Source organism: Microbacterium sp. NPDC058021 (genome assembly GCF_042885955.1).
GTDB lineage: Bacteria > Actinomycetota > Actinomycetes > Actinomycetales > Microbacteriaceae > Microbacterium.
In genome coordinates this window covers 355,584-381,161 of the sequence record NZ_JBHVRF010000003.1, presented here as the reverse complement: position 1 = coordinate 381,161, position 25,578 = coordinate 355,584, and the positions used below count along the sequence as shown (strand labels likewise).

27 protein-coding genes and 1 tRNA gene are annotated in these 25,578 nt (G+C 70.7%); 23 read left to right on the top strand and 5 right to left on the bottom strand.

The features are described 5' to 3' along the window. Positions 1–7 precede the first annotated feature (7 nt). The 3 genes from ACFVR6_RS08690 to ACFVR6_RS08680 all read left to right on the top strand — a co-directional run bounded on the left by ACFVR6_RS08690 (position 8) and on the right by ACFVR6_RS08680 (position 3,131). The gene (locus ACFVR6_RS08690; protein ID WP_386961349.1) at positions 8–370 is read left to right on the top strand and encodes a PLD nuclease N-terminal domain-containing protein; all 363 of its coding nucleotides are present in this window, start codon (positions 8–10) and stop codon (positions 368–370) included. Further along, positions 367–2,163 carry a 2-succinyl-5-enolpyruvyl-6-hydroxy-3-cyclohexene-1-carboxylic-acid synthase gene (gene menD, locus ACFVR6_RS08685; protein WP_386961346.1) on the top strand — a complete coding sequence of 599 codons (1,797 nt, stop codon included), beginning with the start codon at positions 367–369 and terminating at the stop codon, positions 2,161–2,163. Before ACFVR6_RS08690 ends, menD begins: the two co-directional genes overlap by 4 nt. A 104-nt stretch (positions 2,164–2,267) precedes the next feature. Next, complete coding sequence (locus tag ACFVR6_RS08680; RefSeq protein ID WP_386961343.1) at positions 2,268–3,131, top strand: polyphosphate kinase 2 family protein; 864 nt, start codon at positions 2,268–2,270, stop codon at positions 3,129–3,131. Between the two features lie 471 nt (positions 3,132–3,602). Here ACFVR6_RS08680 and ACFVR6_RS08675 read toward each other — a convergent pair whose 3' ends face one another. After that, complete coding sequence (locus tag ACFVR6_RS08675; protein WP_386961688.1) at positions 3,603–4,850, bottom strand: isochorismate synthase; 1,248 nt, start codon at positions 4,848–4,850, stop codon at positions 3,603–3,605. Between the two features lie 29 nt (positions 4,851–4,879). Here ACFVR6_RS08675 and ACFVR6_RS08670 point away from each other — a divergent pair, with 29 nt between their 5' ends. The 14 genes from ACFVR6_RS08670 (at position 4,880) to ACFVR6_RS08605 (ending at position 17,487) form a co-directional block, all read left to right on the top strand. Further along, entirely contained in the window at positions 4,880–5,446 is a 567-nt protein-coding gene (locus tag ACFVR6_RS08670) for a DUF402 domain-containing protein (RefSeq protein WP_386961340.1), read from the top strand. Positions 5,447–5,512: 66 nt separating this feature from the next. After that, positions 5,513–6,187 (top strand): bifunctional demethylmenaquinone methyltransferase/2-methoxy-6-polyprenyl-1,4-benzoquinol methylase UbiE, encoded by a 675-nt coding sequence (ubiE, locus tag ACFVR6_RS08665; RefSeq protein ID WP_386961686.1) that lies wholly within the window; start codon positions 5,513–5,515, stop codon positions 6,185–6,187. 62 nt (positions 6,188–6,249) lie between these two features. After that, positions 6,250–7,311, top strand: a complete 1,062-nt coding sequence (locus ACFVR6_RS08660; protein ID WP_386961338.1) for a polyprenyl synthetase family protein — start codon at positions 6,250–6,252, stop codon at positions 7,309–7,311. Positions 7,312–7,373: 62 nt separating this feature from the next. Beyond that, entirely contained in the window at positions 7,374–8,747 is a 1,374-nt protein-coding gene (locus ACFVR6_RS08655; RefSeq protein ID WP_386961335.1) for an FAD-dependent oxidoreductase, read from the top strand. Between the two features lie 40 nt (positions 8,748–8,787). Further along, positions 8,788–9,780 carry an alpha/beta hydrolase gene (locus ACFVR6_RS08650; RefSeq protein ID WP_386961332.1) on the top strand — a complete coding sequence of 331 codons (993 nt, stop codon included), beginning with the start codon at positions 8,788–8,790 and terminating at the stop codon, positions 9,778–9,780. A 57-nt stretch (positions 9,781–9,837) separates the two neighbouring features. After that, positions 9,838–11,148, top strand: a complete 1,311-nt coding sequence (locus ACFVR6_RS08645) for a hemolysin family protein (protein ID WP_386961329.1) — start codon at positions 9,838–9,840, stop codon at positions 11,146–11,148. A gap of 73 nt (positions 11,149–11,221) precedes the next feature. Further along, positions 11,222–11,575 carry a hypothetical protein gene (locus ACFVR6_RS08640; RefSeq protein ID WP_386961327.1) on the top strand — a complete coding sequence of 118 codons (354 nt, stop codon included), beginning with the start codon at positions 11,222–11,224 and terminating at the stop codon, positions 11,573–11,575. A 158-nt stretch (positions 11,576–11,733) separates the two neighbouring features. Further along, complete coding sequence (locus ACFVR6_RS08635; protein WP_386961324.1) at positions 11,734–12,876, top strand: ABC transporter permease; 1,143 nt, start codon at positions 11,734–11,736, stop codon at positions 12,874–12,876. Next, positions 12,873–13,559 (top strand): ABC transporter ATP-binding protein, encoded by a 687-nt coding sequence (locus ACFVR6_RS08630; RefSeq protein ID WP_386961321.1) that lies wholly within the window; start codon positions 12,873–12,875, stop codon positions 13,557–13,559. Before ACFVR6_RS08635 ends, ACFVR6_RS08630 begins: the two co-directional genes overlap by 4 nt. A 107-nt stretch (positions 13,560–13,666) precedes the next feature. Continuing rightward, positions 13,667–14,278 carry a TetR/AcrR family transcriptional regulator gene (locus ACFVR6_RS08625; protein WP_386961318.1) on the top strand — a complete coding sequence of 204 codons (612 nt, stop codon included), beginning with the start codon at positions 13,667–13,669 and terminating at the stop codon, positions 14,276–14,278. 220 nt (positions 14,279–14,498) lie between these two features. Then, complete coding sequence (locus tag ACFVR6_RS08620) at positions 14,499–14,882, top strand: DUF4190 domain-containing protein (protein WP_386961315.1); 384 nt, start codon at positions 14,499–14,501, stop codon at positions 14,880–14,882. Positions 14,883–14,889: 7 nt separating this feature from the next. After that, positions 14,890–15,384: a hypothetical protein gene (locus ACFVR6_RS08615; protein WP_386961312.1), complete on the top strand. Its 495-nt coding sequence runs from the start codon at positions 14,890–14,892 to the stop codon at positions 15,382–15,384. Then, on the top strand, positions 15,381–15,902 hold the full coding sequence (locus ACFVR6_RS08610) for a DnaJ domain-containing protein (RefSeq protein ID WP_386961308.1): 522 nt from the start codon (positions 15,381–15,383) through the stop codon (positions 15,900–15,902). Before ACFVR6_RS08615 ends, ACFVR6_RS08610 begins: the two co-directional genes overlap by 4 nt. Positions 15,903–16,008: 106 nt before the next feature. Beyond that, on the top strand, positions 16,009–17,487 hold the full coding sequence (locus ACFVR6_RS08605) for a protein adenylyltransferase SelO (RefSeq protein WP_386961305.1): 1,479 nt from the start codon (positions 16,009–16,011) through the stop codon (positions 17,485–17,487). Positions 17,488–17,516: 29 nt separating this feature from the next. Here the strand turns inward: ACFVR6_RS08605 and ACFVR6_RS08600 are convergent, their stop codons facing one another. Further along, complete coding sequence (locus tag ACFVR6_RS08600) at positions 17,517–18,290, bottom strand: alpha/beta fold hydrolase (protein ID WP_386961302.1); 774 nt, start codon at positions 18,288–18,290, stop codon at positions 17,517–17,519. A 145-nt stretch (positions 18,291–18,435) separates the two neighbouring features. On the opposite strand from ACFVR6_RS08600, the gene ACFVR6_RS08595 reads away from it, so the two are divergent. After that, positions 18,436–19,047, top strand: coding sequence for a dihydrofolate reductase family protein (locus ACFVR6_RS08595; RefSeq protein WP_386961299.1), 612 nt, complete (start codon positions 18,436–18,438; stop codon positions 19,045–19,047). 86 nt (positions 19,048–19,133) lie between these two features. After that, complete coding sequence (locus ACFVR6_RS08590) at positions 19,134–19,409, top strand: hypothetical protein (protein ID WP_386961296.1); 276 nt, start codon at positions 19,134–19,136, stop codon at positions 19,407–19,409. Between the two features lie 107 nt (positions 19,410–19,516). Here ACFVR6_RS08590 and ACFVR6_RS08585 read toward each other — a convergent pair whose 3' ends face one another. Next, positions 19,517–20,005, bottom strand: a complete 489-nt coding sequence (locus ACFVR6_RS08585; RefSeq protein WP_386961293.1) for a YajQ family cyclic di-GMP-binding protein — start codon at positions 20,003–20,005, stop codon at positions 19,517–19,519. 42 nt (positions 20,006–20,047) lie between these two features. Between ACFVR6_RS08585 and ACFVR6_RS08580 the strand changes: the two genes are divergently transcribed. The 3 genes from ACFVR6_RS08580 (at position 20,048) to ACFVR6_RS08570 (ending at position 21,618) form a co-directional block, all read left to right on the top strand. Further along, entirely contained in the window at positions 20,048–20,950 is a 903-nt protein-coding gene (locus ACFVR6_RS08580; RefSeq protein WP_386961290.1) for a bile acid:sodium symporter family protein, read from the top strand. Between the two features lie 10 nt (positions 20,951–20,960). After that, positions 20,961–21,452 (top strand): FBP domain-containing protein, encoded by a 492-nt coding sequence (locus ACFVR6_RS08575; RefSeq protein WP_386961288.1) that lies wholly within the window; start codon positions 20,961–20,963, stop codon positions 21,450–21,452. 84 nt (positions 21,453–21,536) lie between these two features. Next, positions 21,537–21,618 (top strand) — tRNA-Tyr (locus ACFVR6_RS08570). A 158-nt stretch (positions 21,619–21,776) separates the two neighbouring features. Here ACFVR6_RS08570 and ACFVR6_RS08565 read toward each other — a convergent pair. Next, entirely contained in the window at positions 21,777–22,769 is a 993-nt protein-coding gene (locus ACFVR6_RS08565; RefSeq protein ID WP_386961285.1) for an NAD-dependent epimerase/dehydratase family protein, read from the bottom strand. A 210-nt stretch (positions 22,770–22,979) separates the two neighbouring features. Between ACFVR6_RS08565 and ACFVR6_RS08560 the strand changes: the two genes are divergently transcribed. After that, positions 22,980–23,951, top strand: a complete 972-nt coding sequence (locus ACFVR6_RS08560) for a hypothetical protein (protein ID WP_386961282.1) — start codon at positions 22,980–22,982, stop codon at positions 23,949–23,951. Positions 23,952–23,973: 22 nt separating this feature from the next. Here the strand turns inward: ACFVR6_RS08560 and ACFVR6_RS08555 are convergent, their stop codons facing one another. Then, positions 23,974–25,554 (bottom strand): phytoene desaturase family protein, encoded by a 1,581-nt coding sequence (locus ACFVR6_RS08555; RefSeq protein WP_386961280.1) that lies wholly within the window; start codon positions 25,552–25,554, stop codon positions 23,974–23,976. Between the last annotated feature and the right edge of the window lie 24 nt (positions 25,555–25,578).

The window sequence follows — 25,578 nt, the reverse complement described above, 5'->3', positions numbered from 1 at the left end:
TGGGACCGTGGCGCGTATCCTTCTCATCGTTGCGCTGCTGTTGGCAGTCTTCTGGGTCTACAGCATCGTCGACTGCGCCGTGCAGCATCCCTCACGGCATCGCGGGGTGAGCAAGCCCATGTGGATGCTCATCGTGATCGCACTGCCGGTTGTCGGCGGCCTGCTCTGGTTCACCATCGGTCGCACCCGTGCGTCGGCGGTACCGCGGGTGAGGGCCCCCGACGACGACCCCGAGTTCCTCGGGCGCATCGGCGACATCCGCGATCAGGACGAGCGCATCCGGCGCATCGAGGAAGAGCTGAAGGCGCTCGACTCCGAAGACGACGACCCCCGGTCGGGAAACCCGCCGCAGCGACCCACCGACGCATGAGCATGGGCGGGCAGGCGCCGGCGACGGATGCCGCAGCGGCACTGCTGGGCCGACTCGTCGAGTCGGGCGTGCAGCACATCGTGCTCAGCCCCGGTTCCCGCTCGCAGGCGCTGGCCCTCGTCGCCGCCGAACTCGAGAGCCGCGGTCTGGTGCGCCTGCACGTGCGCATCGACGAACGCGTCGCGGGGTTCACCGCACTCGGTCTCGGCCGCGAGACCGGTGTGCCCGCCGCCGTCATCTGCACCTCCGGCACCGCCGCCGCCAACCTGCTCCCCGCCGCGCTCGAAGCCCACCACTCCGGCGTGCCCCTTCTGCTGCTGACCGCCGACCGCCCGCCGGAGCTGCGCGGCGTCGGCGCCAACCAGACCACCCGTCAGCCCGGCATGTTCACCGCCTGCGCGCGGCTCGAAGCCGACCTGCCGGTGCCTGACGAGACGGATGCCGACGGCGCCGCCGACCAGACGGCCATGTTCCGCGGCGTCGCCGACGACGCCTACACCGCGAGCCTCGGGTGGGGGAGTCGCCCCGCCGGGCCCGTGCATCTGAACCTGCCGACGCGTGAGCCGCTCGGCGGCGTGCTGCCGGCGTGGCTGCCGGGCCGCCCCGACGACGACGCCCCCGCGGTCGCGTCCGCCGAACCCACGCCCCCCGCCGATGACGCCGACGACGTGTCCGGCGCGCTGTACCAGGGCGGCGGCGGTATCGGCCAGGCCGACGTGCCGGTGGACACCGACGACGGCCCGCTGCTGCTCGCACCGGGCCCCCGCACGATCGTCATCGCCGGCGCGGACGCCGGCGCCGATGCCGAACAGCTCGCGCACCTCGGCTCGTGGCCGCTGGTCGCCGAGATCGTCAGCGGCGCCCGCTTCGGCCGTAACCTCGTACACGGCTACCGCGCGCTGCTGCGCGATCCGGAGCTCGGCGGCCGCGTCGAGCGAGCCGTCGTGTTCGGTCACCCCACCCTCAGCCGTGAGGTCGTGGCGCTCCTCTCGCGCCCCGATGTCGAGGTCATCGCGGTGCGCGGCCCCGGCGAGCCCCTCAACCTCAACGGCACGACCACCGCCGCGGGCGCAGTGGGAGTCGCAGCGGGGGAGGCCGATCGCGACTGGCTCGGCCACTGGCTGCGTGCCTCGCGTGCGGCATCCGTCGACCTCGCCCCGCCCGCACCCGATGCCGACGGGCTGGCCTCCGCCGAGCCCGCCGCGCGTCTGGGCGCCATCGCCGCAGAACTGTCCGCGATCCGCGCACCCCTCGACCGCGAAGCCCTCGTCGACGCGGTGTGGCGGGCGACGTGGCCGCACGACCGGCTGATGTTCGGGTCGTCGCGTCTCGTCCGGGTCGCCGACGCCGTGCTCGGCGGCAAGAAGGTTCCCGTGCACGCCAACCGTGGGCTCGCCGGCATCGACGGCACCGTGGCGACGGCGCTGGGCATCGCGCTGGCCTCGCAGGGCGGCGGAGTGCCCGGGGTCACCCGGCTGCTGCTGGGCGACCTGGCCTTCCTTCACGACGTGGGCGCGCTGCTGCTGCCGCCGCGCGAGGACGAGCCGCGCATCCAGGTGATCGTCGGCAACGACGGTGGCGGCACGATCTTCGACGGGCTGGAGGTCGCGGCCGTCGCTTCGGCCGATGCGATGGACCGTGTGCTGTACACGCCCCAGACCGTGCGCCTCGAGCAGCTCGCCACCGCGTACGGGTGGGAGTATCAGCGGGTCACGACCCGCGCCGCGCTCGACCAGGTGCTGACCGCGCCCGTGGGTGGCCGGCAGCTCATCGAGGTTCCGCTCCCGCGCTGAGCCCGGCACCATGCCCGGCCGCAGTGGTGTGCAGCGGGGGCGCGCAAGCGGATTCCACAGGCGTGCGGATTCCGCGGGCGCGCGGCATCCGCCATGATGACGGCATGACAGCGAGAAGTCAGAAGCACTGGGACGGCGACGCGGTGACGCCGCTGCGGGTGGGCGAGGGGTTCCGGCTCGCCGACGTCGACCCCGCCGCCACGCCCGGCTTCGGGGGAGACCGCAACGACGCCGAGCAGGATCTCGAGGCGGGCGCGGCGGAGTTCGACGAGCTGCAGGAGCGCCTGTACGCGCAGAGCCGCGAGAACACCCGGACACCGTCGTTGCTGCTCGTGCTGCAGGCGATGGATTCCGCAGGCAAGGGCGGCATCGTGCGGCACGTCATCGGCACGACCGACCCGCAGGGCATCCACCTGAAGGCGTTCAAGAAGCCGACCGAGGAGGAGCTCGCCCACGACTTCCTGTGGCGCATCGAACGCGACGTGCCCGAGGCCGGGTACATCGGCGTGTTCGACCGCTCCCATTACGAGGACGTGCTGATCGGGCGGGTGCGCAGCCTCGCCGAGCCCGATGAGATCGAGCGCCGCTACGGCGCGATCAACGACTTCGAGCGCCGGCTCACAGAGACCGGCACGCTCATCGTCAAGGTCATGCTGCACATCTCACCCGGTGAGCAGAAGAAGCGCCTGATGCAGCGACTGGATCGGCCGGACAAGCACTGGAAGTACAACCCCGGCGACGTCGACGAGCGCAAGCTCTGGGACCAGTACATGGATGCCTATCAGATCGTGTTCGACCGCACCTCGACCGATGCCGCGCCCTGGCACGTCGTGCCCGCGAACAAGAAGTGGTACGCCCGCCTCGCGGTGCAGGAACTCGTGCTCGAGGCGCTGGAGCGCCTCGACCCGCAGTGGCCGCCGGCATCGTTCGACGTGGAAGCCGAGAAGAAGCGTCTCGCCGCGACCTGACCCTGGGGTGCTTCGGTCGTCGCATCCCTCCCGGTTTCGGGGCGTGGCGCGGTCGTTTGCGGCGACTGAGCGCGGTGGTCGCTTCCGCGGACCGCGGGCGATGCTTCGGTCGTCGCATTCGCCCCGTAGGGAGGGGCGTGGTGGGACGTTTGCGGCGACTGAGCGCGGCGGTTGCGGTCGCGCGTTGCTTCGGTCGTCGCATTCGTCCCGGTTCCGGGGCGTGGCGCGGTCGTTTGCGGCGACTGAGCCCGGGGCGGCATCCGCGGGCCGCGGGCGATGCTCCGTCGTCGCGTTCGCCCCCAGGGAGTGCCTTGGTGGGCGCGTTTGCGGCGACTGAGCGCGGTGGCGGGCGTCGCGCGTCGGTTCCGCGGACCGAGGGGCACGCTCGGTCGTCGCATTCGCCCGCAGGGAGGGGCGTGGTGGGCGCGTTTGCGGCGACTGAGCGGCGCAGCGCGGCCGGGCCGGCGCGGGCTAGGCCAGCGCGTCGACGATCGGGCGGAACTTCACGCGCGTCTCGATGAGCTCGGTCTCGGGATCGCTGTCGGCGACGATGCCCGCACCGGCATACGCCGTCACCGGGATGTCGGCGCCGTCGGCGGTGGCCACGGTGTCGAACTGGGCGCAGCGCAACGCGATCGCCCATTCACCGTCCCCGCGGGCGTCGATCCACCCCACCGGGCCGGCGTAGCGACCGCGGTCGAACGGCTCCAGCCGGTGGATCAGCTCGATCGCGGCCTCCGTCGGGGTGCCGGCGACGGCCGCGGTCGGATGCAGCGCGCGCACCAGGTCGAGAGCGGATGCCGCCCCGCTCAGTTCCCCCTCGACGTCGGTGGCGAGGTGCCAGACGTTGGGGAGTTTCAGCGTGAAGGGCGCGTCGCTGGCCGCGAGCGCGCGCAGATGCGGGCGGAGGGAGGCCAGCACGCTCTGCACCGCGAACTCGTGCTCATCGAGGTCTTTGGTGCTGGAGGCGAGAGTGGATGCCGCGGCGGTGTCGGCATCGGCATCCGCACCGCGCGGCGTCGTGCCGGCCAGCACCCGGGCGGTCACCGTGCCGGCGTGCACCGTGACGAGCGTCTCGGGGCTCGCGCCGATGAGGCCGTCGACGGCGAACATCCAGGTGTCGGGGTAGTCGGAGCCGAGCGCCCGGGCGAGGCGGCGCAGATCCGAGCCGCCGGGCACCGTGCCGCCGAGGTCGCGGGCGAGCACGACCTTCTCGACCTCGCCCGCCGCGATCGCGTCGAGGCCCGCGCGGACGGCGGCGAGGTACCCCTCGGGCGACTGCTCGCCGGGACCGAGGGTGCCCGACCAATGCGTGCCGTAGGGGGTTTCCGTCGCCTCGGCGGGGCGCTCGCCGTCGTGGTGGATGGTGGTGACCCACGAGCGACCGCCCCGGCGGCCCACGACGACGCTCGGAACGCGCACAACGCTGTCGTGCGCGGAGCGCGGGTCGAAGGCGAGGGCGCCGAAGGCGATGAGTCCCGTGCCCGGAAGTCCGACAGGGTCATCGATGTCCGCCGCGGCGGACAGCCGCTTCCACTGCGCCGCGAGGGCAGCGTACGCCTGGTCGCCCCGCTGGCGCAGCGAGAACGCCTCACCGACGGCCGCCATGCCGTCGCCGCGGCGGATCCATGCGGTCGGGTCGTGCGGCGACGTGAACGGCAGCAGGTCCTCGACGTGGTCGATCTCCCGCGTCCGGACGACGAGGCGCGGCAGGGTCAAAGTCACCCCTCAAGCCTAGACTCGCGAAGATGAACGCGATCCCCGCGGCATCCGCCCGCCCTCTGCCCGGCACACCGCTGCTGTTCCGGTGGCGCAAGTGGGACGGCGGGGCGCACTGGGTGCACGAATGCGTCTATCTCGGCAGCGACCGGTGGGGCGACTGGTTCGGACAGCGGGTCGGCGACCGCAGCGTGCGTCCGGGGCGCGACTTCCTCGCCGTGTACCCGAACATCACGCTCATGCCGCCCGACGGCGATTGGGTGCTCACTGTCAACGCGCCCCCGCACCGCACCGCCATCTACATCGACCTCGCGTGGGCTGTCGAGTGGATCGAGGGGGAGCCGGCGGGCATCGACATGGACCTCGACGTCGTGGAACGCGCCACCGGCGAGCTGTACATCGACGACCAAGACGAATGGGACGCGCACCGGGTGGCCTATGGCTACCCGCTGGACATCGTCGACCGTCTCGAAGCGCGAGCCGTGGAACTGGAGACCCGCGTTCGCGAACACGAGGCGCCGTTCGACGAGGAGACCACCCAGCGCTGGTTCGACCGGCTCGCCGGATTCGATGGGGCGGCCCACGCCGCGCCGTAGGATCGAACGGTGACTTCCGACTCGCATCGCGCCGACCTCGGCAAGGACCCCTCGCGCGTCAGCGGGATGTTCGACGAGGTCGCCCCGGCCTACGACCGCACCAACACCGTGCTGAGCCTCGGCAACGACAAGCTCTGGCGCGTCGCGACGACGCGGGCCATCGCCCCGCGCCCCGGCCAGCGCATCCTCGACCTCGCCGCCGGCACCGGCGCGAGCTCGGTCGCGCTCGCCGCGAGCGGTGCCGAGGTCGTCGCCGCCGACTTCTCGCCCGGCATGATCGCCGAGGGCAAGCGTCGCCACGGCGGCGTGGAGAATCTCTCGTTCGTCGAGGCGGATGCCACCGCCCTCCCGTTCGAGGATGACGCGTTCGACGCCGTGACGATCTCCTTCGGCCTGCGCAACGTCAACGAGCCGAAGAAGGCCCTCGCCGAGATGCTGCGGGTCACCGCGCCCGGCGGCCGGCTCGTGATCTGCGAGTTCTCGCACCCCCGCTCACCCGTCTTCGCGGGGCTCTACCGCTTCTACAACGACCGCGTTCTGCCGGTGGTCGCGCGCACCATGAGCTCCAACGCCGCCGCCTACGACTACCTCAACGAGTCGATCCGCGACTGGCCCGACCAGACCACCCTGAGCTCCTGGCTCCGCGAAGCCGGCTGGACCCACGTCGCCCACCGCGACCTCACCTTCGGCATCGTCGCCCTCCACCGCGCCCGCAAGCCGCTGGTCGCCCCGGCCGGCTGAGACTCTTCCGTGCGTCCGTCGGGCGAAGCGGCGCCCCCCGCGACCCCGGTAGGCTGGAGAGCGTGACTGCGAGCCCCCCCGCGCCGGGTACGCGCCTGGCCAGCCGTCTCGGACTGACCGAGCGGGTGTTCGCCGGACCCCGCGGACGCAAGCTCATCTCGGTGATCGAGGAGGGTCTGGACCGCGTCGAGGCGAACATCGCCGCCGAGCTGAAGAGTGCCGATCAGCTCGTCGACGCCACCACCCGTTACCTGTACGAGGCCGGCGGCAAGCGCGTGCGCCCCATGCTGGCGCTGTTGACCGCCCAGCTGGGCGACGGTGCGACCGACGATGTCATCGCCGGCGCCACGGCACTGGAACTCACCCACCTCGGCTCGCTCTACCACGACGACGTCATGGACGGTGCCGACGTGCGTCGGGGCGTCCCCAGCGCCCACGCGGTGTGGGGCAACAGCGTCGCGATCCTCACCGGCGATCTGCTCTTCTCCCGTGCCAGCCAGATCATGGCCGGGCTCGGCGAACCCGCCATCCGTATGCAGGCCGACACGTTCGAGCGTCTCGTGCTGGGGCAGATGCACGAGACCGTCGGTCCGCAGGCCGGCGACGACCCCGTCGCGTTCTACCTGCAGGTGCTCGCCGACAAGACCGGATCGCTCATCGCGGCGGCCGCGCAGGCCGGCGTCACCTTCAGCAACGGCCCCAGCGAGTTCGAAGCCCCCCTCATCGCGTTCGGCGAGCGGGCGGGTGTGGCGTTCCAGCTGCTCGACGACGTCATCGACCTCTCGGCCGACCCCGACGAGACCGGCAAGGTCCCCGGCACCGACCTGCGCGCGGGCGTGCCGACCATGCCGTACCTGCTGCTCGGTCAGCGAACGGATGCCGCCTCGGTGGCGCTGCGCGCGCAGATCGACCAGGGCGTGGCCGACATCGCCGATGGTGCCGACCCCGCCATCCTCGACGAGCCGCTCGCGCGGCTGCGCGACCACGAGGCGACCGCCGCGACCCAGGCGCTCGCCGGGGAGTGGTCGGACGCCGCGATCGACGCCCTCGGACCCATCCCCGACGGTGCGGTACGTGAGGCGCTCACGCGATTCGCGCGAGCTGTCGCCGACCGCTCCAGCTGACGGCATCCGCCCCTTCGACGGGCCGGGACCGCGGTCCCGGTGTCGACCACGAAAGGACCATCATGACCAAGCTGCGACTCGCCATCGTCGGAGCGGGCCCCGCGGGCATCTACGCGGCCGACATCATCCTCAAGGCCGAGCGTCGCTTCGACGTGTCGATCGACCTGTTCGAGCAGCTGCCCGCGCCCTACGGACTGGTCCGTTACGGCGTCGCCCCCGACCACCCGCGCATCAAGGGCATCATCACGGCGCTGCGCGAGGTGCTCGACCGCGGTGACATCCGCCTGTTCGGCAACGTGCGTTTCGGCGAGGACATCACCCTCGACGACCTCAAGCGTCACTACAACGCCGTCATCTTCGCCACCGGCGCCATCCGCGATGCCGAGCTCGAGATCCCCGGCATCGACGCCGAGGGTTCGTACGGCGCAGCCGACTTCGTGAGCTGGTTCGACGGTCACCCCGACGTGCCGCGCACGTGGCCGCTGGAGGCCGAGTCGATCGCCGTCATCGGCAACGGCAACGTCGCGCTGGACATCTCCCGCATGCTCGTCAAGCACGCCGACGACCTCCTGCCCACCGAGATCCCCGACAACGTCTACGAAGGACTCAAGGCCTCGCCCGTCACCGACGTGCACGTGTTCGGCCGCCGTGGCCCCGCACAGGTGAAGTTCACCCCGCTCGAGCTGCGTGAGCTCGGCGAGCTGCGGGACGTCGACATGGTCGTCTACGACGAGGATTTCGACTACGACGAGGCATCCAAGGCCGCCGTCGCCAGCAACAAGCAGGTCATGGTCATCGACCGGGTGCTGCAGTCGTGGCGTCAGCGTCCGTCGGCCAACAACGCCGGCGGCGAGGCGTCGCGCCGACTGCACTTCCACTTCTGGGCCAAGCCCGTCGAGGTGAAGAAGGACGAGGCCGGCCGGGTCAGCGCGTTCGTGTACGAGCGCACGCGTCCCGACGGCCAGGGCGGTGTCGTCGGCACCGGCGAGCTGCGCGAGGTGCCGGTGCAGGCGCTGTACCGCGCCGTCGGCTACCTCGGCTCACCCCTCCCGGGTGTGCCGTTCGACAAGCGTCACGGCGTGATCCCCAACCACGAGGGCCAGGTGCTGCGCAAGGACTCGAACGAGCGCGTGCCCGGCGTCTACGCGACCGGCTGGATCAAGCGCGGGCCGGTGGGCCTCATCGGTCACACCAAGTCCGATGCCATGGAGACGGTCAGCCACATCATCAACGACCAGGGCTCGTGGTGGGACCCCGAGGACGCCTCCGAAGAGGCGATCCCCGAGTTGCTCGCCACCCGTGGCGTGCGCTGGACGGACCTCGAGGGCTGGCACCGCCTCGACGAGTACGAGGTCGCCCTCGGCGCCGCGCAGGAGCGCGCCCGCATCAAGGTCGTCTCGCGCGAGGAGATGATCACCGTCTCGCGCGGCGAGTAGCACCCGGGCGGCGGCGGTGTCCCACCGATAGGCTGACGGCATGCCGGAGCAATGGGTCACCGACATCCTCGGGGAGCCGTTCGAGAGCCTCACGATCCCGCTCGGCGAAGACGAGGAAGGCCCGCTCTTCGCGACCCTCGTGCGCAGCCTTCCGCAGCTGACCTCCCGGTTCACCGGACCGCTCCGCGACGTCGACGTGCTCTACGTGCACGGCTGGTCGGACTACTTCTTCCAGACCGAGCTGGCTCGGTTCTGGAACCGCCTCGGCGCCCGATTCCATGCCTTGGACCTGCGCAAGTACGGGCGCAGCCTCCGCCCGGGGCAGACGCCGGGCTACATCACGAGCCTCGATGAGTACGACGTCGACATCGAGGCGGCCCTGACCGTGATGGGGCACGCGAAGGATGCCGCGACCGGCCGTCGCCTCGTGCTGCTCGGGCACTCGACGGGCGGGCTCACCCTCACGCTGTGGGCCGCGCGCCACCGCGGGCGCGCGGCGGCGCTCGTCCTCAACAGTCCGTGGCTCGAACTGCAGCTCGGCGCGATCGGGCGCCAGGCCATCGCCCCGCTCGTGCAGGTGCGCGCCCGGCTTGATCCGCTCGGGACCCAACCCGCCGTCGATCTCGGTTTCTACACCCGCGCGCAGACCGAGCTGGGATCTCTCCCCGACCGTGTCGAACGGGTGCTGTGGCGGCCCGACCGCGGCTTCCCGACGCATCCAGGCTGGCTCATGGCGATCCTCGAGGGGCACCGCCGCGTCGCGGCCGGTGTCGACGTCGGCTGCCCCGCCCTCGTGATGCTCTCGACCCGTTCGTCGAACCCGCTGGTATGGGCGCCCGAGATGATCTCCGCCGACTCGGTGCTCGTCGTCGACGACATCGCCAAGGCCGCCACGCGCATCGGCACGCGCGTGAGCGTGGACCGCATCGACCGCGGCATCCACGACCTCTTCCTCTCTGCGCCGGAGCCGCGCGCCGAGGCCTACGCGGCTCTGAATGCTTGGCTCACGCGCGGGGCCCTCAGCCGGGTGTGATCTCTAGTCTGGAGACATGAACGGCTCTGTGAGGATGCCGCAGGGGAGCGCGGCACGATGACCGGTGATCTGCTGCTCAACATCGCGCTCGTGCTGGCGTTCGTGCTGATCGGCGGCGTGTTCGCCGCCACCGAGATGGCGCTCGTGACACTCCGCGAGAGTCAGGTGAACGCGATCGCGTTGCGCGGGCCGCGGGGCCAGAAGGTCGCCGACCTCGCCCGCAACCCCAACACATTCCTCTCGGCAGTGCAGATCGGGGTGACCGTCGCCGGCTTCGCCTCGGCGGCGTTCGGTGCCTCGTCGATCGCTCCGTCGGTGGCGCCGCTGTTCGTGGCGTGGGGGTGGTCGCAGTCCACTGCGACGCTCGTGGCGACCATCCTGCTCACGCTCGTGATCGCCTACCTCTCGCTCGTGTTGGGCGAGCTCGTCCCCAAGCGGCTCGCGATCCAGCGCAACGCGCAGTTCGCCTACGGCATCGCACCGCTGGTGAACGGCTTCGCGCGGCTCATGCGCCCCGTGATCTGGCTGCTGTCGGTTTCGACGAACTCCATGGTGCGGCTGCTCGGCGGCGACCCGAACAAGACCGCCGAGGGGCTCAGCGACGAGGAGTTGCGCGACATCGTCTCGAGCCATGAAGGGCTGCCCGAGGACGAGCGGCGCATCCTCGACGACGTGCTGTCGATCCGTCACCGTCATCTGAGCGAGGTCATGCGGCCGCGGCCCGAAGTGATCACGCTCGATCTCGACGCCACGGTGGCCGAGGCGGCGGTACGTGTGCGCGACCTGCCGTTCTCGCGGTATCCGGTGCTCGACCAGTCGATCGACGACATCACCGGATTCGTGCACGTGCGCGACCTGCTCGAGGCTGCCGCCGATGATCCGGCGACGCCGCTGTCGACCATCGTGCGTCCCATCCGCTTCCTCCCGTCGACGGCGCGCGTGCTGCCGACGCTCACCGGCATGCGCGCCGACGGCGACCAGATCGCCGTCGTGGTCGACGAGTACGGCGGCACGGATGGCATCGTCACGCTGGAGGACCTGGTCGAGGAGGTCGTGGGGGAGATCTTCGATGAGTACGACACCGAGGTCGCCCCCGCGACCCTCGCCGCGCACGGCGGGCTCGTCGACGGACGGCTGAACCTGCAGGACTTCGAGGAGACCACCGGCATCAGCCTGCCGCGCGGGGCGAGCGACACCGTCGCGGGATTCGTCATCGAGCAGCTGGGCCGCCTCGCCGTGATCGGCGACAAGATCGAGGTGTCGGGGGCGACGATCCAGGTGGCCGAGATCGATCGTCGGCGCATTTCGCGCGTGCTCGTCACTCCTCGCGACGCCGGGGAGACGGTGGCCGCGCCCGGCGCGGACTGAACCATCGGGCGGAAGATACACCCGCCGAACCGGGCGTGTCGTGTACCGACAGGGTGTCGGTAAGGTGGGATGCATGGAGATCCTGAAGAACGTCATCCTCGCCATCCACATCATCGGAGTCGCGGCTCTGCTCGGAGGCGTGCTGTACCAGATGGGCTCCTCGCGCCGCGGCACCCCCCGCGTGCTGCCCGCCATGATGCACGGCGCCTGGACGATGCTCGCCACTGGCGTGCTGCTCGTCGGCCTGCAGTACCCGATCGGCAACGAGCCCAACAACGTCAAGATCAGCGTCAAGCTGGCCATCCTGATCGCGATCATCGTCATCGCGTTCATCAACCGCAAGAAGGAGCAGGTCGCTTCGTGGGTGCTGCCCACGATCGGTCTGCTCACCGTCGTGAACATCCTGCTCGCGACGGTCTGGAAGTAATCCCGCCGCCGGATGCAGCCCGGCTGTCACGACGATGCCCGCCCCGGTTTCCGGCGGCGGGCATCGTCCTTCAGCTGAATGAGTCTCCCAGCTTTTCCTGACATACTGTCGGCATCATGTCGACGGTTGTCGACAACCTCTCGATCAGAAAGCCCTCCATGTTCCTTGCCTTGCGCGAATTGAAATTCGCCCGCGGCCGTTTCGCTCTGATGGGTGTGGTCATCGCCCTCATCTCGCTGCTCGTCGTGCTGCTGTCCGGCCTGTCATCGGGCCTCGTCAATGACGGCGTCTCCGGCCTCAAGTCCGTGCCCGCGACCGCGTTCGCGTTCGACGGCGGCACCAAGAAGGACAACGCCTTCAGCCGCTCGGTCGTCGACGAGGAGCAGCTGGCCGCGTGGCAGGGCGCTGAGGGCATCGCCGAAGCCGAGCCGATGGGCGTCAACATCGTCAACGGTGTGACCGACGACGGCACCCAGATCGACCTGACGCTGTTCGGCGTCGAGCCCGACGGGTTCATGGCGCCCCCGGTGTCATCGGGTGAGGGCATCGCCACTCCCGGCGGCATCGTCGTCTCGGAGCCGCTGAAGGACGAGGGTGTCGAGATCGGCACCGTCGTGACGCTCGAGCGCCTCGACCTGGAGCTGACCGTCGTCGGGTTCACCGAGGGGCAGGCGACCTTCGGCCACGTCGACGTCGCCTACCTGCCGCTGGACACCTGGAAGCTCATGGCAGCCGGTGCCGCCCAGCCCGGCGCCCCCACCGACGAGCAGATCGCCGCGCTGGACTTCCCATTCTCGAGCGTCGTGGCGCTCCAGGCGGCCGACGGTGTCAAGCCCGACTACGCCGCCGTCGACACGGATGCCGACACGACGACGATGACGCTGACCGAGTCGTTCAACGCCTCGCCCGGCTACGAGGCCGAGACCCTGACGCTCAGCATGATCCAGTTCTTCCTCTACGCCATCTCCGCGCTCGTCGTGGGCGCGTTCTTCACGGTGTGGACCATCCAGCGCAGCCACGACCTCGCGGTCCTGCGCGCCGTCGGTGCGTCCAGCCGCTACCTGCTGCGCGACAGCCTGATGCAGGCGGCCATCCTCCTCGTCGGCTTCACCGCGCTCGGCGTGGCGGCCGGCGTCGGACTCGGTGCGCTCATGCCGGACGCCATGCCCTTCGCGCTCGAAGCCGCCCCGATCGCCGTGGCATCCGGTCTGACGATCGCGCTCGGCCTCATCGGCGCCGCCGTCGCGGTGCTGCGCATCGTCCGAATCGATCCGCTCCGAGCCCTGGGAGGCCAGCGATGAGCACCGACAACATCCCCGCCCTCGACGTCAGCAACGCCGTACTCGAACTCGGCGACGGCGACTCGCGCGTCCGCGCCCTCGACGACGTGTCGGTGACCGTCATGCCCGGCGAGTTCCTCGCCATCGTGGGTCCCTCGGGCTCCGGCAAGTCGTCGCTGCTCGCGATCGCCGGCGCGCTGGCACACCCCGACAGCGGCACCGTGCGCGTGCACGGCACCGACCTGGCGACGCTGTCCAAGCGCACCCGCGCGCGGTTCCGCCTGCGCAACATCGGGTTCGTCTTCCAGTCGGGCAACCTGCTGCCGGCACTCACGGCCGCGGACCAGCTGCGCCTCGCAGGCCGTCTGGCGGGCAACCGCCACGTCGACCCGATGCCCGTGCTGGAGTCGGTGGGCATGAGCCACCGCGCCGGTCACCGTCCGGGCGAGCTCTCCGGGGGCGAGCGTCAGCGCGTGGGCATCGCCCGGGCGCTGGTGAATCACCCGAGTCTGCTGCTGGTCGACGAGCCGACTGCCGCGCTCGACCGCCGTCGGAGTCACGAGGTGGTCCAGCTGCTGGCCGACCGGGCGCACGACGCCGGCGTCGCCGTGGTCATGGTCACCCACGACCGTGACGTGCTGGAGCACTGCGACCGTGTGCTCGAGATGGTCGACGGGCGCCTGGGCGTTCCCGCCGTCGTCTGAACCGCGGCATCCATCCGCGGCTCTCGACGCCGCTCCACAGACCGCCCTGCGCCGCGCCGCGTGGGGCGGTCTGCCGATTCCGGCCGGAGAAGGAGGATAATTTCCGGATGCCCAAGATCACCGCGCCCACCGTGGCCGAGCATCGCGCCGCGCAGCGCGCCGCGCTCGTGAGCGCCGGTGAAGCGCTGCTGACCGAGAAAGGCCTCGCGGCTGTGACTCCCGGCAGCGTCAGCGAGCGGGCCGGCATGGCGCGGTCGAGCTTCTACGACTACTTCCCCTCGAAAGACGACCTGCTGGTCGCGATCGCCATCTCCGCGATCGACCGGTGGGATGCCGAGATCGAGCAGGAGCTCGACGGGGTCGAGCCGGGGCTTCCCGAACTGCGCGCCTATGTCGATGCCACCATGCGCATGACGGCCGACGGCAAGCACGCCATCGCCGGGGCTCTGCGGGAGGCCAACCTCAGCCCCAGCCGGATGGACGACCTCATGGTGCTCCACGACGCGCTCATGCGCCCGCTCATCCGCGTGCTCGAGGATCTGGGCCTGCCGGCATCCCCGTCGACCGTCGCTCTCGTGCAGGGAGTGCTCGGTGCCGGCGTGCAGTTGGTGACGCACGGCATCGCGCCCGACGCGGCCGCCGACGACGTGTACCGGCTGCTCACCCGCGGGATCGTGCCTGATCCCGGCGCCCGCCCGGCGCCGTCCGGCGCCGTCTGAAGCTACACCTGCCGGTCCCGGCGGTCGAAGGCACCGCCACGCACCGACGTTTGCGGCGGGGGCATCCGCTCTGCCAGGATGGGCGCGGCTGGGGAGCCGAATCTGGGGATTCCGCGGACGCGAGCGGTTGTTCATCGCGTCTTGAGGCACCGACACTGCAGTGTGCCGAGCGGTTCGCGCGGCGAGAGGACACTTCCCGAGTCAGGAACCCACCGCGGAGATGATCCGCTCTCGAGGAAGCGTCAACGAAGAAGTGACCGAGTCGTACCAGCACCAGCACGTCGTCTACCAGCACATCGTCCGAGCGCCGTCGAACGGGCAGGGGGTGGCCGCGCTCGTTGTCGGCATCCTGGCGATGTTCTTCGGGGTCACCGTTCCCATCCCGGTGTGGGGCCTCTTCGTGAGCTTCGTGGCGTTTCCGCTGAGCGTCGTGGCCATCATCCTCGGACACATCGGCCTCGCGGCGGCGCGGCGCGTCGGAGTGGGACGCGGCAACGCGCTGGCCGGGGCGATTCTGGGGTACATCACGCTGGCCATCTGTCTGCTCACGACCGGGTTCTGGTTCGCGGCCCTCAGCGGGGCCGCATCGAGCGCGTCCCTCTGAGCGTCACGTGCGCAGAGTGCGGGTCGGCGGCGTGGCGGCGGACTTCCTCGTGCCGCCGAAGTGGCCGACGCCGACGGACAGATGGATCCGCAACAACACCTTCTGGGAACCGCCGCCGGGGTGGACTCCGCTCGGCGGCCTGCCGCCGGCCCCCGTCGGGTGGGTGTTCTGGAAGCCCAACCCGCAGTTCCTGCGGCGCCGCATCGCGACCGATGCGGCGCTGGCGCTGTGGGCGCGGCTGTCGAATCTCCTCTTCCTGTTCTGGGTGGCGCTCGCCGCGCTGCACGTCGTGGTCACGGTGATGGAGTTGCCGCGTCCGCCCGCCCTCGGATTCCTCCTCAGCGGGGCGTTGATCGCGAGTCTTGGCTGCACGATCGTGCGCGAGTCCCTGCGGACCCGGCTCATCCGGCGCACCGCGCAGCAGGCCGCCGTCGCTGCCGCCGACGAGCGGCAGCGCCGGCTCGTCCGTGAGTACCAGCGGTACCTGGCGGACCCGGCATGACGCTGGACGAGGCACGCGCCGTCCTCGGCCTCGAGCGTGGAGCGACCGGTGAGGAGGTCCGCAAGGCGTATCTGCGGTGTGCGCGCGTCTCGCACCCCGACCGGCATCCGGAGGCGGATGCCGCAATGCGCGCGCAGTACGCGCACGACTTCGACCGCGCGCGCGAAGCCCGCGACATCCTGTTGCTCGTCGCGCCGGCCACCTGCCGACCCGCAGCCCCGGAGCCGCCGCGGCCGGCCCCGGCATCCGATCGGAACCCTGCTCCAGCATCGTCGGCACCCACGCCGGGCAGCAGGCGGGCGGCACGCGCGCGACGCGCGCAGCCCCGCGCCACCGACATGCCGCCGCGCACGACCCTGCGGTTCGAGGAGTTCGTGCGGCAGACGGATGCCGAGGGCTTCGGGCCCGGGGTGAAGACGGGCCTGTACCGCGACCTGACGAGGGTCGTCGTGTGGTCAGGGCTCGCGCTCGTCGCGGGAGGCGTCGGTGCGGGCATGGTGCTCCTGGCGGTCGGCTGAGCACCGCCTGGTGGGCGCGGGAGTCGGCTGGCGGTGGTCGTCGATGACGGGGCGCGCGGACCTCGCGAGCGGCCCACGTCCCCTACGCCGCGCGTAGCCTGGATGCATGAGTGGCGCACTGAGCACGACCCCGGCGCTGGGGAGTCGCTACGCCCGCGAGTTCCCCGAGCTGGCGGTGCCGTGGCGGGCGCAGGAGTTCCCCGACGCGCGGCTCCTCGTGCTCAACGAGCCGCTGGCCGCCGAGCTGGGTTGGGATGCCGCAGCCCTGCGCGACGGTGACGGCGCCGGCGTGCTGGTCGGTGCCGGACTCCCCGACGCGGCGGAGCCGGTCGCCCAGGCCTACGCCGGCCACCAGTTCGGCGCGTACTCGCCTCGTCTCGGCGACGGTCGCGCGCTGCTGCTCGGCGAGGTCGCCGACGCGAACGGGCACCTGCGCGACATCCACCTGAAGGGTTCGGGCCCGACGCCGTTCGCCCGGGGCGGCGATGGGCTGGCGGCGACCGGACCGATGCTGCGGGAGTACATCGTCAGCGAGGCCATGCACGCCCTCGGCGTACCGACGACCCGCGCGCTCGCCGTCACCGCGACCGGCGAGGACGTGTACCGCGAGAGCGTGCTCCCCGGCGCGGTACTCACCCGCGTCGCGAGCAGCCACCTGCGGGTGGGCACTTTCCAGTACGCCGCCGCGATGGGGGACGACGACCTCGTGCGTCGCCTCGTCGCCCACGCCCTCAACCGGCACTACCCCGACCGTGCCGCGGCCGACAACCCGTCGCTCGCGCTGCTCGAGGCCGTCATCGACGCGCAGGCCGCGCTCATCGCGCAGTGGATGCTGGTGGGCTTCGTCCACGGCGTCATGAACACCGACAACATGACGATCTCGGGGGAGACGATCGACTACGGCCCGTGCGCCTTCATGGATGCCTTCGATCCGGCATCCGTGTACAGCTCGATCGACCTGCAGGGCCGCTACGCCTTCGGCCGGCAGCCGCTGATCGCCGAGTGGAACCTCGCGCGATTCGCCGAGACCCTGCTGCTCACGCTCGACGACGACGAGGACCGCGCCGTCGAGCTCGCCCAGGAGGCCCTCGGCCGGTTCCGCGGCGCGTACAACGCGGCCTGGTTCGGCGGGATGCTGCGCAAGCTCGGTCTGCCGGCAAGCGCGGGCGCCGGCGCGACCGAGGACCCGGTCACCACGGCGCTGCTCACCGACCTCATCGGCCTGCTCCACGTCGGTCGCGTCGATTACACCGGGTTCTTCCGGCAGCTCAGCGCCGCTGCGCGCGGCGACCAGGCGCCGGCGCGTGAGATGTTCAGCGACCCCGACCCGTTCGATCTGTGGGCACCGCGCTGGTTGGAGCACGGCCCCGACGCCGACGTGATGGACGCGGTGAACCCCGTCTACATCCCGCGCAATCACCTCGTCGAAGAGGCGTTGGATGCCGCGACGGGCGGTGATCTGTCGCCCGTCGAGCGACTGGTCGACGCCGTGACGTCACCGTATGTCCAGCGCCCCGGCTTCGAGCGTTACGCGGAGCCCGCGCCCGAGGCGTTCGGCCCGTACCGCACCTTCTGCGGCACCTGACGCTCGAGGGGGTGTGACGCGAGCCCGTGTCAGACCCGTTGCCGCACGACGCGCGCCGTGGCATCCGGGTCGGGTCGGTGCATGACCGATTCCGGCACGATCACGAGCTCGGCGTGCGGCATCGCCTGCGCCAGCCGATCGGCGGAGGCGACCAGCATGGGGAACGTCTGCTCGCCGCGCAGGATCGTGACCGGCTGCGACACTGCCAGCATCTCGGGAGTGGGCGTCGACAGCTGGCGTGTGAGGGTGGCGTCGTAGACGGTGGACTGGGCGACCGCGACGAGCGAATCGAACATGTCGCTCCGGCGGATCTGCTCCACCATCTCCGGCGGCAGTTCGACGCCTTCGAGCTGGAACGTGACGACGGCCTCGTCGCTCCTGCCGTCGTCGACGAGGCGCTGCAGTCGCTCGGGCAGGTCTGCGGCGGGGTCGTCGACGCCGAACCGGAACGGCGGCTCCGAGAGGAAGAGGGCGCTCATCGGCACGCCGCGGGCTGCGGCGAACAGGGCGAGCACGGCACCCGACGAATGCCCGAGCACCATCGCGTCGCCGCCGACCGCATCGACTACCGCGGCGACGTCGTCGGCCTCGTTCTCGGGCGTGGAGCCGCGGCGGTCGCCGCTGGAGCCGCGCCCGCGCCTGTCGACGGTCACCGCGCGGAACCCCTGTTCCGCAAGCGCGTTCGCGATCGGCGCGCCGTCGGAGGCCACCGAGAACGCGCCGCCGACGATGATGATCGGCGGTCCGTCTCCGACCTCGTCGAACGCGATCGTGGTGCCGTCGGCGGACGTCGCTGTCTTCACGCTGACAAGAAAGCACGGACCACGCGCACCCGCAAGACATCGAGCGGCGCGTCCGCGCCGGCATCCCTCACGCCCGCGAGCCGGTTCCGCCCCGCCGTCGTCTCGGGTACCTTTTCGGACATCGCCCGCCGAGGGAGGGACGCGGATGCCCGAGACCACCTGCCACGTCTCGATGTCCCTCGACGGCTTCGTCGCAGGGCCCGACCAGAGCCTCGACGATCCGCTCGGCAGGCGCGGCATGGAGTTGCACCGCTGGCACCTGGGCGACCCGCGCGCGACCCAGGCCGACGCCATCACGTCCGCCCGGCTGGGGCGCCCGCGCGGTGCATACGTGATGGGACGCAACATGTTCGGCCCGATCCGTGGCGCGTGGGATGGTGACTGGCGCGGCTGGTGGGGACCTGAGCCGCCGTACCACGCACCCGTGTTCGTGCTCACCCACTACGCCCGCGACCCGATCGAGATGGAAGGCGGAACCACCTTCCACTTCGTCACCGGAGGCTTCGATGACGCCTACGCGCGCGCGGTCGAGACCGCAGGCGAGGGCGGCGTCCACATCGCGGGCGGAGCCTCGACCGTGCGGCAGGCTCTGCGCGCGGGGGTCGTCGACGAACTGACCCTCGACATCGCGCCCGTGCTGCTCGGCTCGGGGGAGCGCATCTTCGACGGAGGCGAGTCGTTCGGGTTCGAGCCCGTCGAGGTGCTGCACTCGCCGCTGGCCACGCACGTCCGCTACCGCCGGGTGGAGGTGGCATGACCTACCGTTTTCACGGGATGTGTCTACCGTTTGCGGCGTGACACGGTGACCAAGCGGACCACCTGATCGCGCGTACGCTGGAAGGCATGCTGATCGGTTCCATCCGCCCTGTCGAGACCCGCGAGATCGCGGTTGAAGGTGATTCCCTCGCGGAGCTGCACAAGAAGCTCACTGCCCAGACCCCGGCGGGTTGGGAGCTCGCGGAGGCTCCGGTGCGTATGACGAAGGGTACCGTCGCGGTGACCGCTGTCGGGAAGTTCGTCCGCCGCGACGGAGCGCGCGAGATCGAAGCGGACGACATGGCCGCCCTGCGAGCAAAGGTTCCGGCCGGTTGGCAGTTGACCAACGTTCGGCAGATCTGAGGACGACGGCATTCATGTGTGCAGCCGACGTCGGAAACCGCTGAGCGTCACCATCACACTGTTCGGGTGCCCGGCAGGTGCGCCAGTTCTCGCTCCAGCCCGCCGCCCTACCGGTAGTTGATGAACTGCAGGTCGACGTCCAGGTCGGCCGCCTTCAGCAGTCGCTGCACTTCCTGCAGGTCGTCGCGGCTCTTGGACTGCACGCGCAGCTCATCGCCCTGGATCTGCGACTTGACCGACTTCGGGCCCTCGTCGCGGATGAGCTTGCCGATCTTCTTCGCGTTCTCCTGCGAGATCCCTTCCTTCAGCGTGGAGACGATGCGGTACTCGCGGCCGCTGGGGACCGGGTCGCCCGTCTCGAGGCTCTTCAGGGAGATGCCGCGCTTGATGAGCTTGGACTGGAACACGTCGAGCACGGCCTTCGCGCGGTCCTCGCTGTTGGCCTTGATGAGGATCGAATCGCCGCTCCACTCGATCGACGCGTCGGTGCCCTTGAAGTCGTAGCGCTGCTCGACCTCTTTACGCGCCTGGTTGAGGGCGTTGTCCGCCTCCTGGCGGTCGATCTTCGAGACGATGTCAAAGGAGGAATCAGCCATGTCGTGAGTCTACCGAGCAACGCGTCGGGCACTATGTGTCCCATGGGATCAGCGTTGACCACCATCGGACTACCCGTCGCCCTCGGCATCATCATGCTGGGCCTCGGCCTCAGCCTCACCCCGCGCGACTTCGCGCGGGTCGCGAAGCAGCCCAAGGCGGTGATCGTCGCCCTGCTGTGCCAGCTGGTGCTGCTGCCGGCGATCTGCTTCGGCCTCGTGCTGCTGTTCCAGCTGCCGCCCGTGCTGGCGGTGGGCATGATGATGCTCGCCGCCTCGCCCGGCGGCACCACGGCGAACCTCTACAGTCACCTCTTCCGCGGCGACATCGCCCTGAACATCTCCCTCACGGCGCTCAACTCCGTGATCGCCGTGGTGACCCTGCCGATCATCACGAACCTCGCCATCGCCTACTTCGACCCGTTCGACGGTGAACTCGGAATGCAGTGGGCCAAGACCGTCGAGGTGTTCGCCATCGTGCTGCTGCCGGTCGCGCTCGGGATGCTCGTGCGGCGCGTGTGGCCGCAGTTCGCCGACCGCATGGACAAACCGGTGCGCATCGTCTCGGTGATCGTGCTCATCGTCGTGATCGCGGGAGCCGTGGCATCCAACTGGGCGCTGCTGGTGGAGAACGTCGCGAGCCTCGCGCTCATCACGGTGCTGTTCTGCCTCATCAGCCTCGGTGTGGGATATCTGGTGCCGCGCCTGCTCAAGGTCGGCAAGCGACAGGCGATCGCGTCGTCGTTCGAGATCGGCATCCACAACGCGACCCTGGCGATCGTCATCGCCCAGACGGTGATGGGCTCGGTGGAACTCAGCCTGCCGGCGGCCGTCTACGGCGTGCTGATGTTCTTCATCGCGTTCGGGTTCGGCTTTCTCATCCGCGACCGGCGCGCGACGGCATCCGAGATGCGCCAGGAGGATGCCGCGACGGCGGCGCCTTCGTAGACTGGCCCGCATGCGTCCGCTCACCGAGGACGAACTGCGCACGTCGTTCGTCAACGCCGGCCCCGACGACATCCGCCAGGTGGCGGTGCCCGCCGACTTCCTCTTCGCCGACTGGGACCACCTCGACTTCTACGCGTGGCGGGATCCGCGCACCCGCAGTCGCGGGTACGTGGTCGCCGAGGTCGGGGATCGTCTCACCGGCGTCGTGCTGCGCGCGGCCGATGGATCGGGCCGGGCCAGGGCGGCGATGTGCAACCTCTGCCACACGATGCAGCCCGCCGATCAGGTGGCGCTGTTCACGGCGCGCAAGGCGGGGGATGCCGGTGCGCACGGCGACAGCGTGGGGACCTACATCTGCGCCGACCTGTCGTGTCACGAGAACGTCCGGCTCGCCGCACCCCTCGCCCCCAGCGAGGTCCGGGCGAGCGTGGATCGCCGCATCGACGGCACCAGGCAGCGCACCGAGGCCTTCGTCGCGCGGGTGGTGCAGGGCTCGGTCTGAGCCGATTTCGGACACCCGGCGGAACAGAGTAGGATTGTCAATCGCGCCTCCGGTCGACTGGATAAGCTGGGCGGGTGCGCACCTGGCGAGTTACCCAAGCGGCCAAAGGGATCTGACTGTAAATCAGACTGCTCAGCATTCGGGGGTTCGAATCCCTCACTCGCCACGAATGTGAGTCACCAATGAACGAGAGCCCGGCCATCGGCCGGGCTCTCGTTTTGGTTGCGCCTGCGGGTCCGGTGGACCGCAGGGAAAAGAAGAGGGAGCCCGCCCTCTGCTGAATCAGCAGGAGGTCCGGGCTCCCTGGCTCTGGAGGCCTGTGGGTCAGGCCATCGGCACCGTGGCGCCCACGCACACCCGCAGGCTCTCGCGGATGGCGGCCACGACATCTTCGGGGCCGTAGCCGAGCGCAGCCTGCACCGGCTCCGGGTCGATGTACGCGAACCGTTCCTGCACCTGCACCGCGTCCGCCTGGTGCATGCCGTGCTCGATGCCGCGCGCCGCCTCAGCCTCGTCGAAGGCGATCATCCCGGGCAGGAACGCCGCAGCGGGCAGCGGCGTCACGCGCGCCGGGTCCATGCCGGCCTCTTCGGCGATCATGCGGTGGAAGTCCGCGTAGGTCATGTTGATGCCGCCGAGCGCGTAGGTCTTGCCGTGCTCACCGCGTTCGATCGCACCGCGCGCGGCCTTGGCGACCTGGCCTGTGGTGACCATGACCGTGCCGCCGGAGGCCACGGCGATGGGGGCGTCCTCGGGGACGGCGGCATCCATCGTGACGAACATGTTCCACAGCGGAATCGTGTCGGGCATGGTCCCGAAGATCCAGGGGAGCCGGAGCGAGGTGACCGTCATTGCACCGTCGCCCTCGAGGAAGGCGACCTGCTCCTGCAGCAGCCGGGTGCGCACGTACCCCGCCTTCTCGCGCAGGCCGATCTCGGGCCACCGCTCGGCGAACTCGGAGAAGTAGGAGCCGAACACGACGAAGGAGCTGACGCCCGCCTCTCGGGACAGGCGCGCCATCCGCTGGGTCGGCAGCACGTTGGCGCGGTAGAAGAAGCCGGCTGCGGGGGCCTGGGGGGCGACCCGCTCGTCGACACCAGCGGCATAGGCGACGGCGTCGACTCCCTGGAGCAGCGCCAGCAGTTCATCGTCCGATGCCTCGGCGACGTTGCAGTAGGCGTACCGCACGCCCTCGAGCGGGTGGGCGGTCTCGGGCGGGAGCGCGATCGAAAGGACGTCGTATCCGTGGGCGAGGAGTTCCTCGGCCGTCGCGCGTCCGAGGAGACCGGTTCCGCCGATGATGGCAACTGTGGACATGGTGTTCCCTTCGTGATGGGTCAGTTCGCAGTTGTCATCTACGGCTCTGGCCTGTGGTCTGACCACAACCTATCGCGGTGGATCGCCGCGCACCAGAGCCACCGGCCGGAAATAATCCAGACCGGTCGGGGTGGCCTCAAGTGGTCCGCAGCACGCGGTCGTGGAAGTATGGGGGCTCTGCGGCGGCCACGCCGCGGGAGAGGATCAACGATGACTGAGCCGATCACGAGCCCTGCCTCCGCCAAACTGCTGCGTATCGCGATCTGGGTCGCGATCGGTGCGCTGATCGCCGCCGCCCTGGTATGCGTCGTCTGGGTGCTGTTCGGACCCGAGAGCGGCATCGTCGGGCGCGCGTTCCTCACGATCCTGTTGCTCGCGGCCTTCGCCGGCATCTCGATCCTCGAGACGCAGCTCGCCCCTCGCCGCCCCGCCTGGTTCGCGCTGGCGAGCATGGCGGTGTGGGTCATCACGCTGCTGATCGGCGCGTTCATGATCTGGATGCCGGAGGCGGACCGCTACTTCGGCATCGGCGCCGACCGCTTCTTCCGCTTCCTGCTGATCGTGCTGGTGCTGCAGCTCGCCCTGCTGCACGTGCGGCTGTTCAGCAAGGCGCATGCGCGGTGGTCGTCCACGTTCACCACGATCGTGACCTACGTCACCATCGCGCTCGTCGTGATCCTCGCGATCATGCTCGTGATTCCGCTCATCTTCTCCGAGTTCTACGACTTCCTCGCCATCTACTGGCGCATCGTGGTGTCGCTCGCGATCCTCGCCGCCGTCGGCACGGCGTTGGTTCCGCTGGTGAACGCGCTGCTCTCGCCCAAGCGCCCCCGCCCTGCCGTCGCCCCCTACGCCGCGCCGCAGGCCGCCCCGCACTCCGGGTCCTACGCCCCGACGTACGCGGCCCCCGCTCTGCAGGCCCAGCCGGCGCAGCAGTGGCCGACCTACGCCGACGGCTACACGCCGCTGCCGGTCATGCCCGACGGGTCGCCCGACTGGAACGCCTACTACACCGGCTACCCCACCTACGCTCAGCCCGGCTACGCCGCGGTCGAGCAGACTCAGCCGTCGACGCGCACGACCGAGCACGCGCCCGCACCCGAGCCCCAGCCCGAGTCGGCGGCGGCGCAGGAGGACTTCCCGCCCGTGCCCCCGCGCCCCCCGCTTCCCCCGCGCCCGTAGCGCCGAGCCGTGGTCCGGCGCGTCAGCGATCGAGCAGTTCCAGCGCGGCGTGTGCGGCGTTGTGACCGCCGATGCCGCTGACGGCGCCGCCGCGGCGCGCCGCCGACCCACACCACAGCACCCGCTCGTGCCCGGTGGAGACTCCCCAGCGCGCGGCCGGGGAGTCGAGGTCGTCGTCATCCTCGGCCCACGGCCATGACAGGTCGCCGTGGAAGATGTCGCCCCCTGTCATGCCCAGAGACGCCTCGAGGTCACCGGTCGTGCGCGCTTCGATACACGGCGCACCCTCGGGGGTCTCGTAGAGGACGTCGGCGATGGGCTCGGCCAGCACGCTGTCGAGCGTCGCCTGCGCGGCGCGCAGCAGGTCGGCACGCGCTCGCTCAGGGTCGGCGCCGGCGACCAGCCGGTGCGGCGCCTGCAGTCCGAACAGGGTGAGCGTCTGTGCGCCGGATGCGCGCAGTCCGCTCCCCAGGATCGTCGGGTCGGTGAGCGAATGGCAGTAGATCTCCGCCGGCAGGGGAGTCGGCAGGCGGCCCGCGGATGCCGCCGCGTGCGCGGCATCCAGCTGGGTGAGCGTCTCGTTGATGTGGAAGGTGCCGGCGAAGGCGGCGGTGGGGTCCACGGCGTCGTCGCGCAGCCGCGGCAGCCGGCGCAGCAGCATGTTGACCTTGACCTGTGCGCCCTCGGGCGCGGATGGCGCGTCGCCTGCCACGCCGCCGGCGGCCAGGAGCCCGTGCAGCACCGCGGGGCCCACGCCACTGAGCACCAGACGGCCGTGGAAGACCCCGCCGCCGGCCGTCTGCACCTCGCCCTCGGGGGTGACGGAGGTGACGGTCGCGTCGGCGATGAGCTCGGCGCCGGCCTCGCGCGCGGCGCGCTCGAGCTCGGCGGACACCCGGCCCATGCCCCCGACCGGCACGTCCCAATCGCCGGTGCCGCCACCGATCACGTGGTAGAGCAGGCAGCGGTTCTGCCGCAGGCTCGGGTCGTCGGCTGTGGCGAACGTGCCGATCAGGCCGTCTGTCAGCGCGATGCCCCTGGCGAGGTCGGTGCGAAGGCTCTCACGCAGTAGTTCGCCGAGGGGTGCCTGTGTCACGGCGTGCCACAGGGCGTCGTCGGCCACCTGCGTGCGGACATCGGCGGCCCGGGGGAGAGGCGCGGTGACGGTGGGGAACACGGCGCGAGCGAGTGCGCTCAGCCGGGTACCCAGCGCGGCGAAGCGCTCCGCCTCGTCGGCATCACCCGTGGTGCGGGCGAAGCTGCGCGCGGTCGCCGCGGCATCCGCCGTATCGATCAGGATGCCGCGCTCGGGCCGTGCCGGGTCGGGGGTGTACGACGAATAGCGTCGACGGCGAAGCGGGATGCGCATACCCAAGTCGTCGATGATGCGGGCGGGCAGCAGGCTCACCAGGTAGCTGTAGCGCGACAGGCGGGCGTCGACGCCCGGCCACGGCTGCTGCGACACGGCCGCACCGCCGAATCGGCCGAGGCGCTCGAGCACGGCCACGGAGCGGCCTGCGCGGGCGAGGTAGGCGGCAGCGACGAGGGCGTTGTGGCCGCCGCCCACGATCACGACATCGTGGGTACGGGCTGCCTCGACCATGGCGCCACCATAGTGCGCGTAGCG

What these genes read in the sequence shown, in the direction of transcription:
- menD (WP_386961346.1), top strand. Translation starts at nt 367, where the DNA reads ATGAGCATGGGCGGGCAGGCGCCGGCGACGGATGCCGCAGCGGCACTG.
- ACFVR6_RS08680 (WP_386961343.1), top strand. Translation starts at nt 2,268, where the DNA reads ATGACAGCGAGAAGTCAGAAGCACTGGGACGGCGACGCGGTGACGCCG.
- ACFVR6_RS08670 (WP_386961340.1), top strand. Translation starts at nt 4,880, where the DNA reads ATGAACGCGATCCCCGCGGCATCCGCCCGCCCTCTGCCCGGCACACCG.
- ubiE (WP_386961686.1), top strand. Translation starts at nt 5,513, where the DNA reads ATGTTCGACGAGGTCGCCCCGGCCTACGACCGCACCAACACCGTGCTG.
- ACFVR6_RS08655 (WP_386961335.1), top strand. Translation starts at nt 7,374, where the DNA reads ATGACCAAGCTGCGACTCGCCATCGTCGGAGCGGGCCCCGCGGGCATC.
- ACFVR6_RS08650 (WP_386961332.1), top strand. Translation starts at nt 8,788, where the DNA reads ATGCCGGAGCAATGGGTCACCGACATCCTCGGGGAGCCGTTCGAGAGC.
- ACFVR6_RS08645 (WP_386961329.1), top strand. Translation starts at nt 9,838, where the DNA reads ATGACCGGTGATCTGCTGCTCAACATCGCGCTCGTGCTGGCGTTCGTG.
- ACFVR6_RS08640 (WP_386961327.1), top strand. Translation starts at nt 11,222, where the DNA reads ATGGAGATCCTGAAGAACGTCATCCTCGCCATCCACATCATCGGAGTC.
- ACFVR6_RS08635 (WP_386961324.1), top strand. Translation starts at nt 11,734, where the DNA reads ATGTTCCTTGCCTTGCGCGAATTGAAATTCGCCCGCGGCCGTTTCGCT.
- ACFVR6_RS08630 (WP_386961321.1), top strand. Translation starts at nt 12,873, where the DNA reads ATGAGCACCGACAACATCCCCGCCCTCGACGTCAGCAACGCCGTACTC.
- ACFVR6_RS08625 (WP_386961318.1), top strand. Translation starts at nt 13,667, where the DNA reads ATGCCCAAGATCACCGCGCCCACCGTGGCCGAGCATCGCGCCGCGCAG.
- ACFVR6_RS08620 (WP_386961315.1), top strand. Translation starts at nt 14,499, where the DNA reads ATGATCCGCTCTCGAGGAAGCGTCAACGAAGAAGTGACCGAGTCGTAC.
- ACFVR6_RS08610 (WP_386961308.1), top strand. Translation starts at nt 15,381, where the DNA reads ATGACGCTGGACGAGGCACGCGCCGTCCTCGGCCTCGAGCGTGGAGCG.
- ACFVR6_RS08605 (WP_386961305.1), top strand. Translation starts at nt 16,009, where the DNA reads ATGAGTGGCGCACTGAGCACGACCCCGGCGCTGGGGAGTCGCTACGCC.
- ACFVR6_RS08595 (WP_386961299.1), top strand. Translation starts at nt 18,436, where the DNA reads ATGCCCGAGACCACCTGCCACGTCTCGATGTCCCTCGACGGCTTCGTC.
- ACFVR6_RS08590 (WP_386961296.1), top strand. Translation starts at nt 19,134, where the DNA reads ATGCTGATCGGTTCCATCCGCCCTGTCGAGACCCGCGAGATCGCGGTT.
- ACFVR6_RS08585 (WP_386961293.1), bottom strand. Translation starts at nt 20,005, where the DNA reads ATGGCTGATTCCTCCTTTGACATCGTCTCGAAGATCGACCGCCAGGAG.
- ACFVR6_RS08580 (WP_386961290.1), top strand. Translation starts at nt 20,048, where the DNA reads ATGGGATCAGCGTTGACCACCATCGGACTACCCGTCGCCCTCGGCATC.
- ACFVR6_RS08575 (WP_386961288.1), top strand. Translation starts at nt 20,961, where the DNA reads ATGCGTCCGCTCACCGAGGACGAACTGCGCACGTCGTTCGTCAACGCC.
- ACFVR6_RS08565 (WP_386961285.1), bottom strand. Translation starts at nt 22,769, where the DNA reads ATGTCCACAGTTGCCATCATCGGCGGAACCGGTCTCCTCGGACGCGCG.
- ACFVR6_RS08560 (WP_386961282.1), top strand. Translation starts at nt 22,980, where the DNA reads ATGACTGAGCCGATCACGAGCCCTGCCTCCGCCAAACTGCTGCGTATC.
- ACFVR6_RS08555 (WP_386961280.1), bottom strand. Translation starts at nt 25,554, where the DNA reads ATGGTCGAGGCAGCCCGTACCCACGATGTCGTGATCGTGGGCGGCGGC.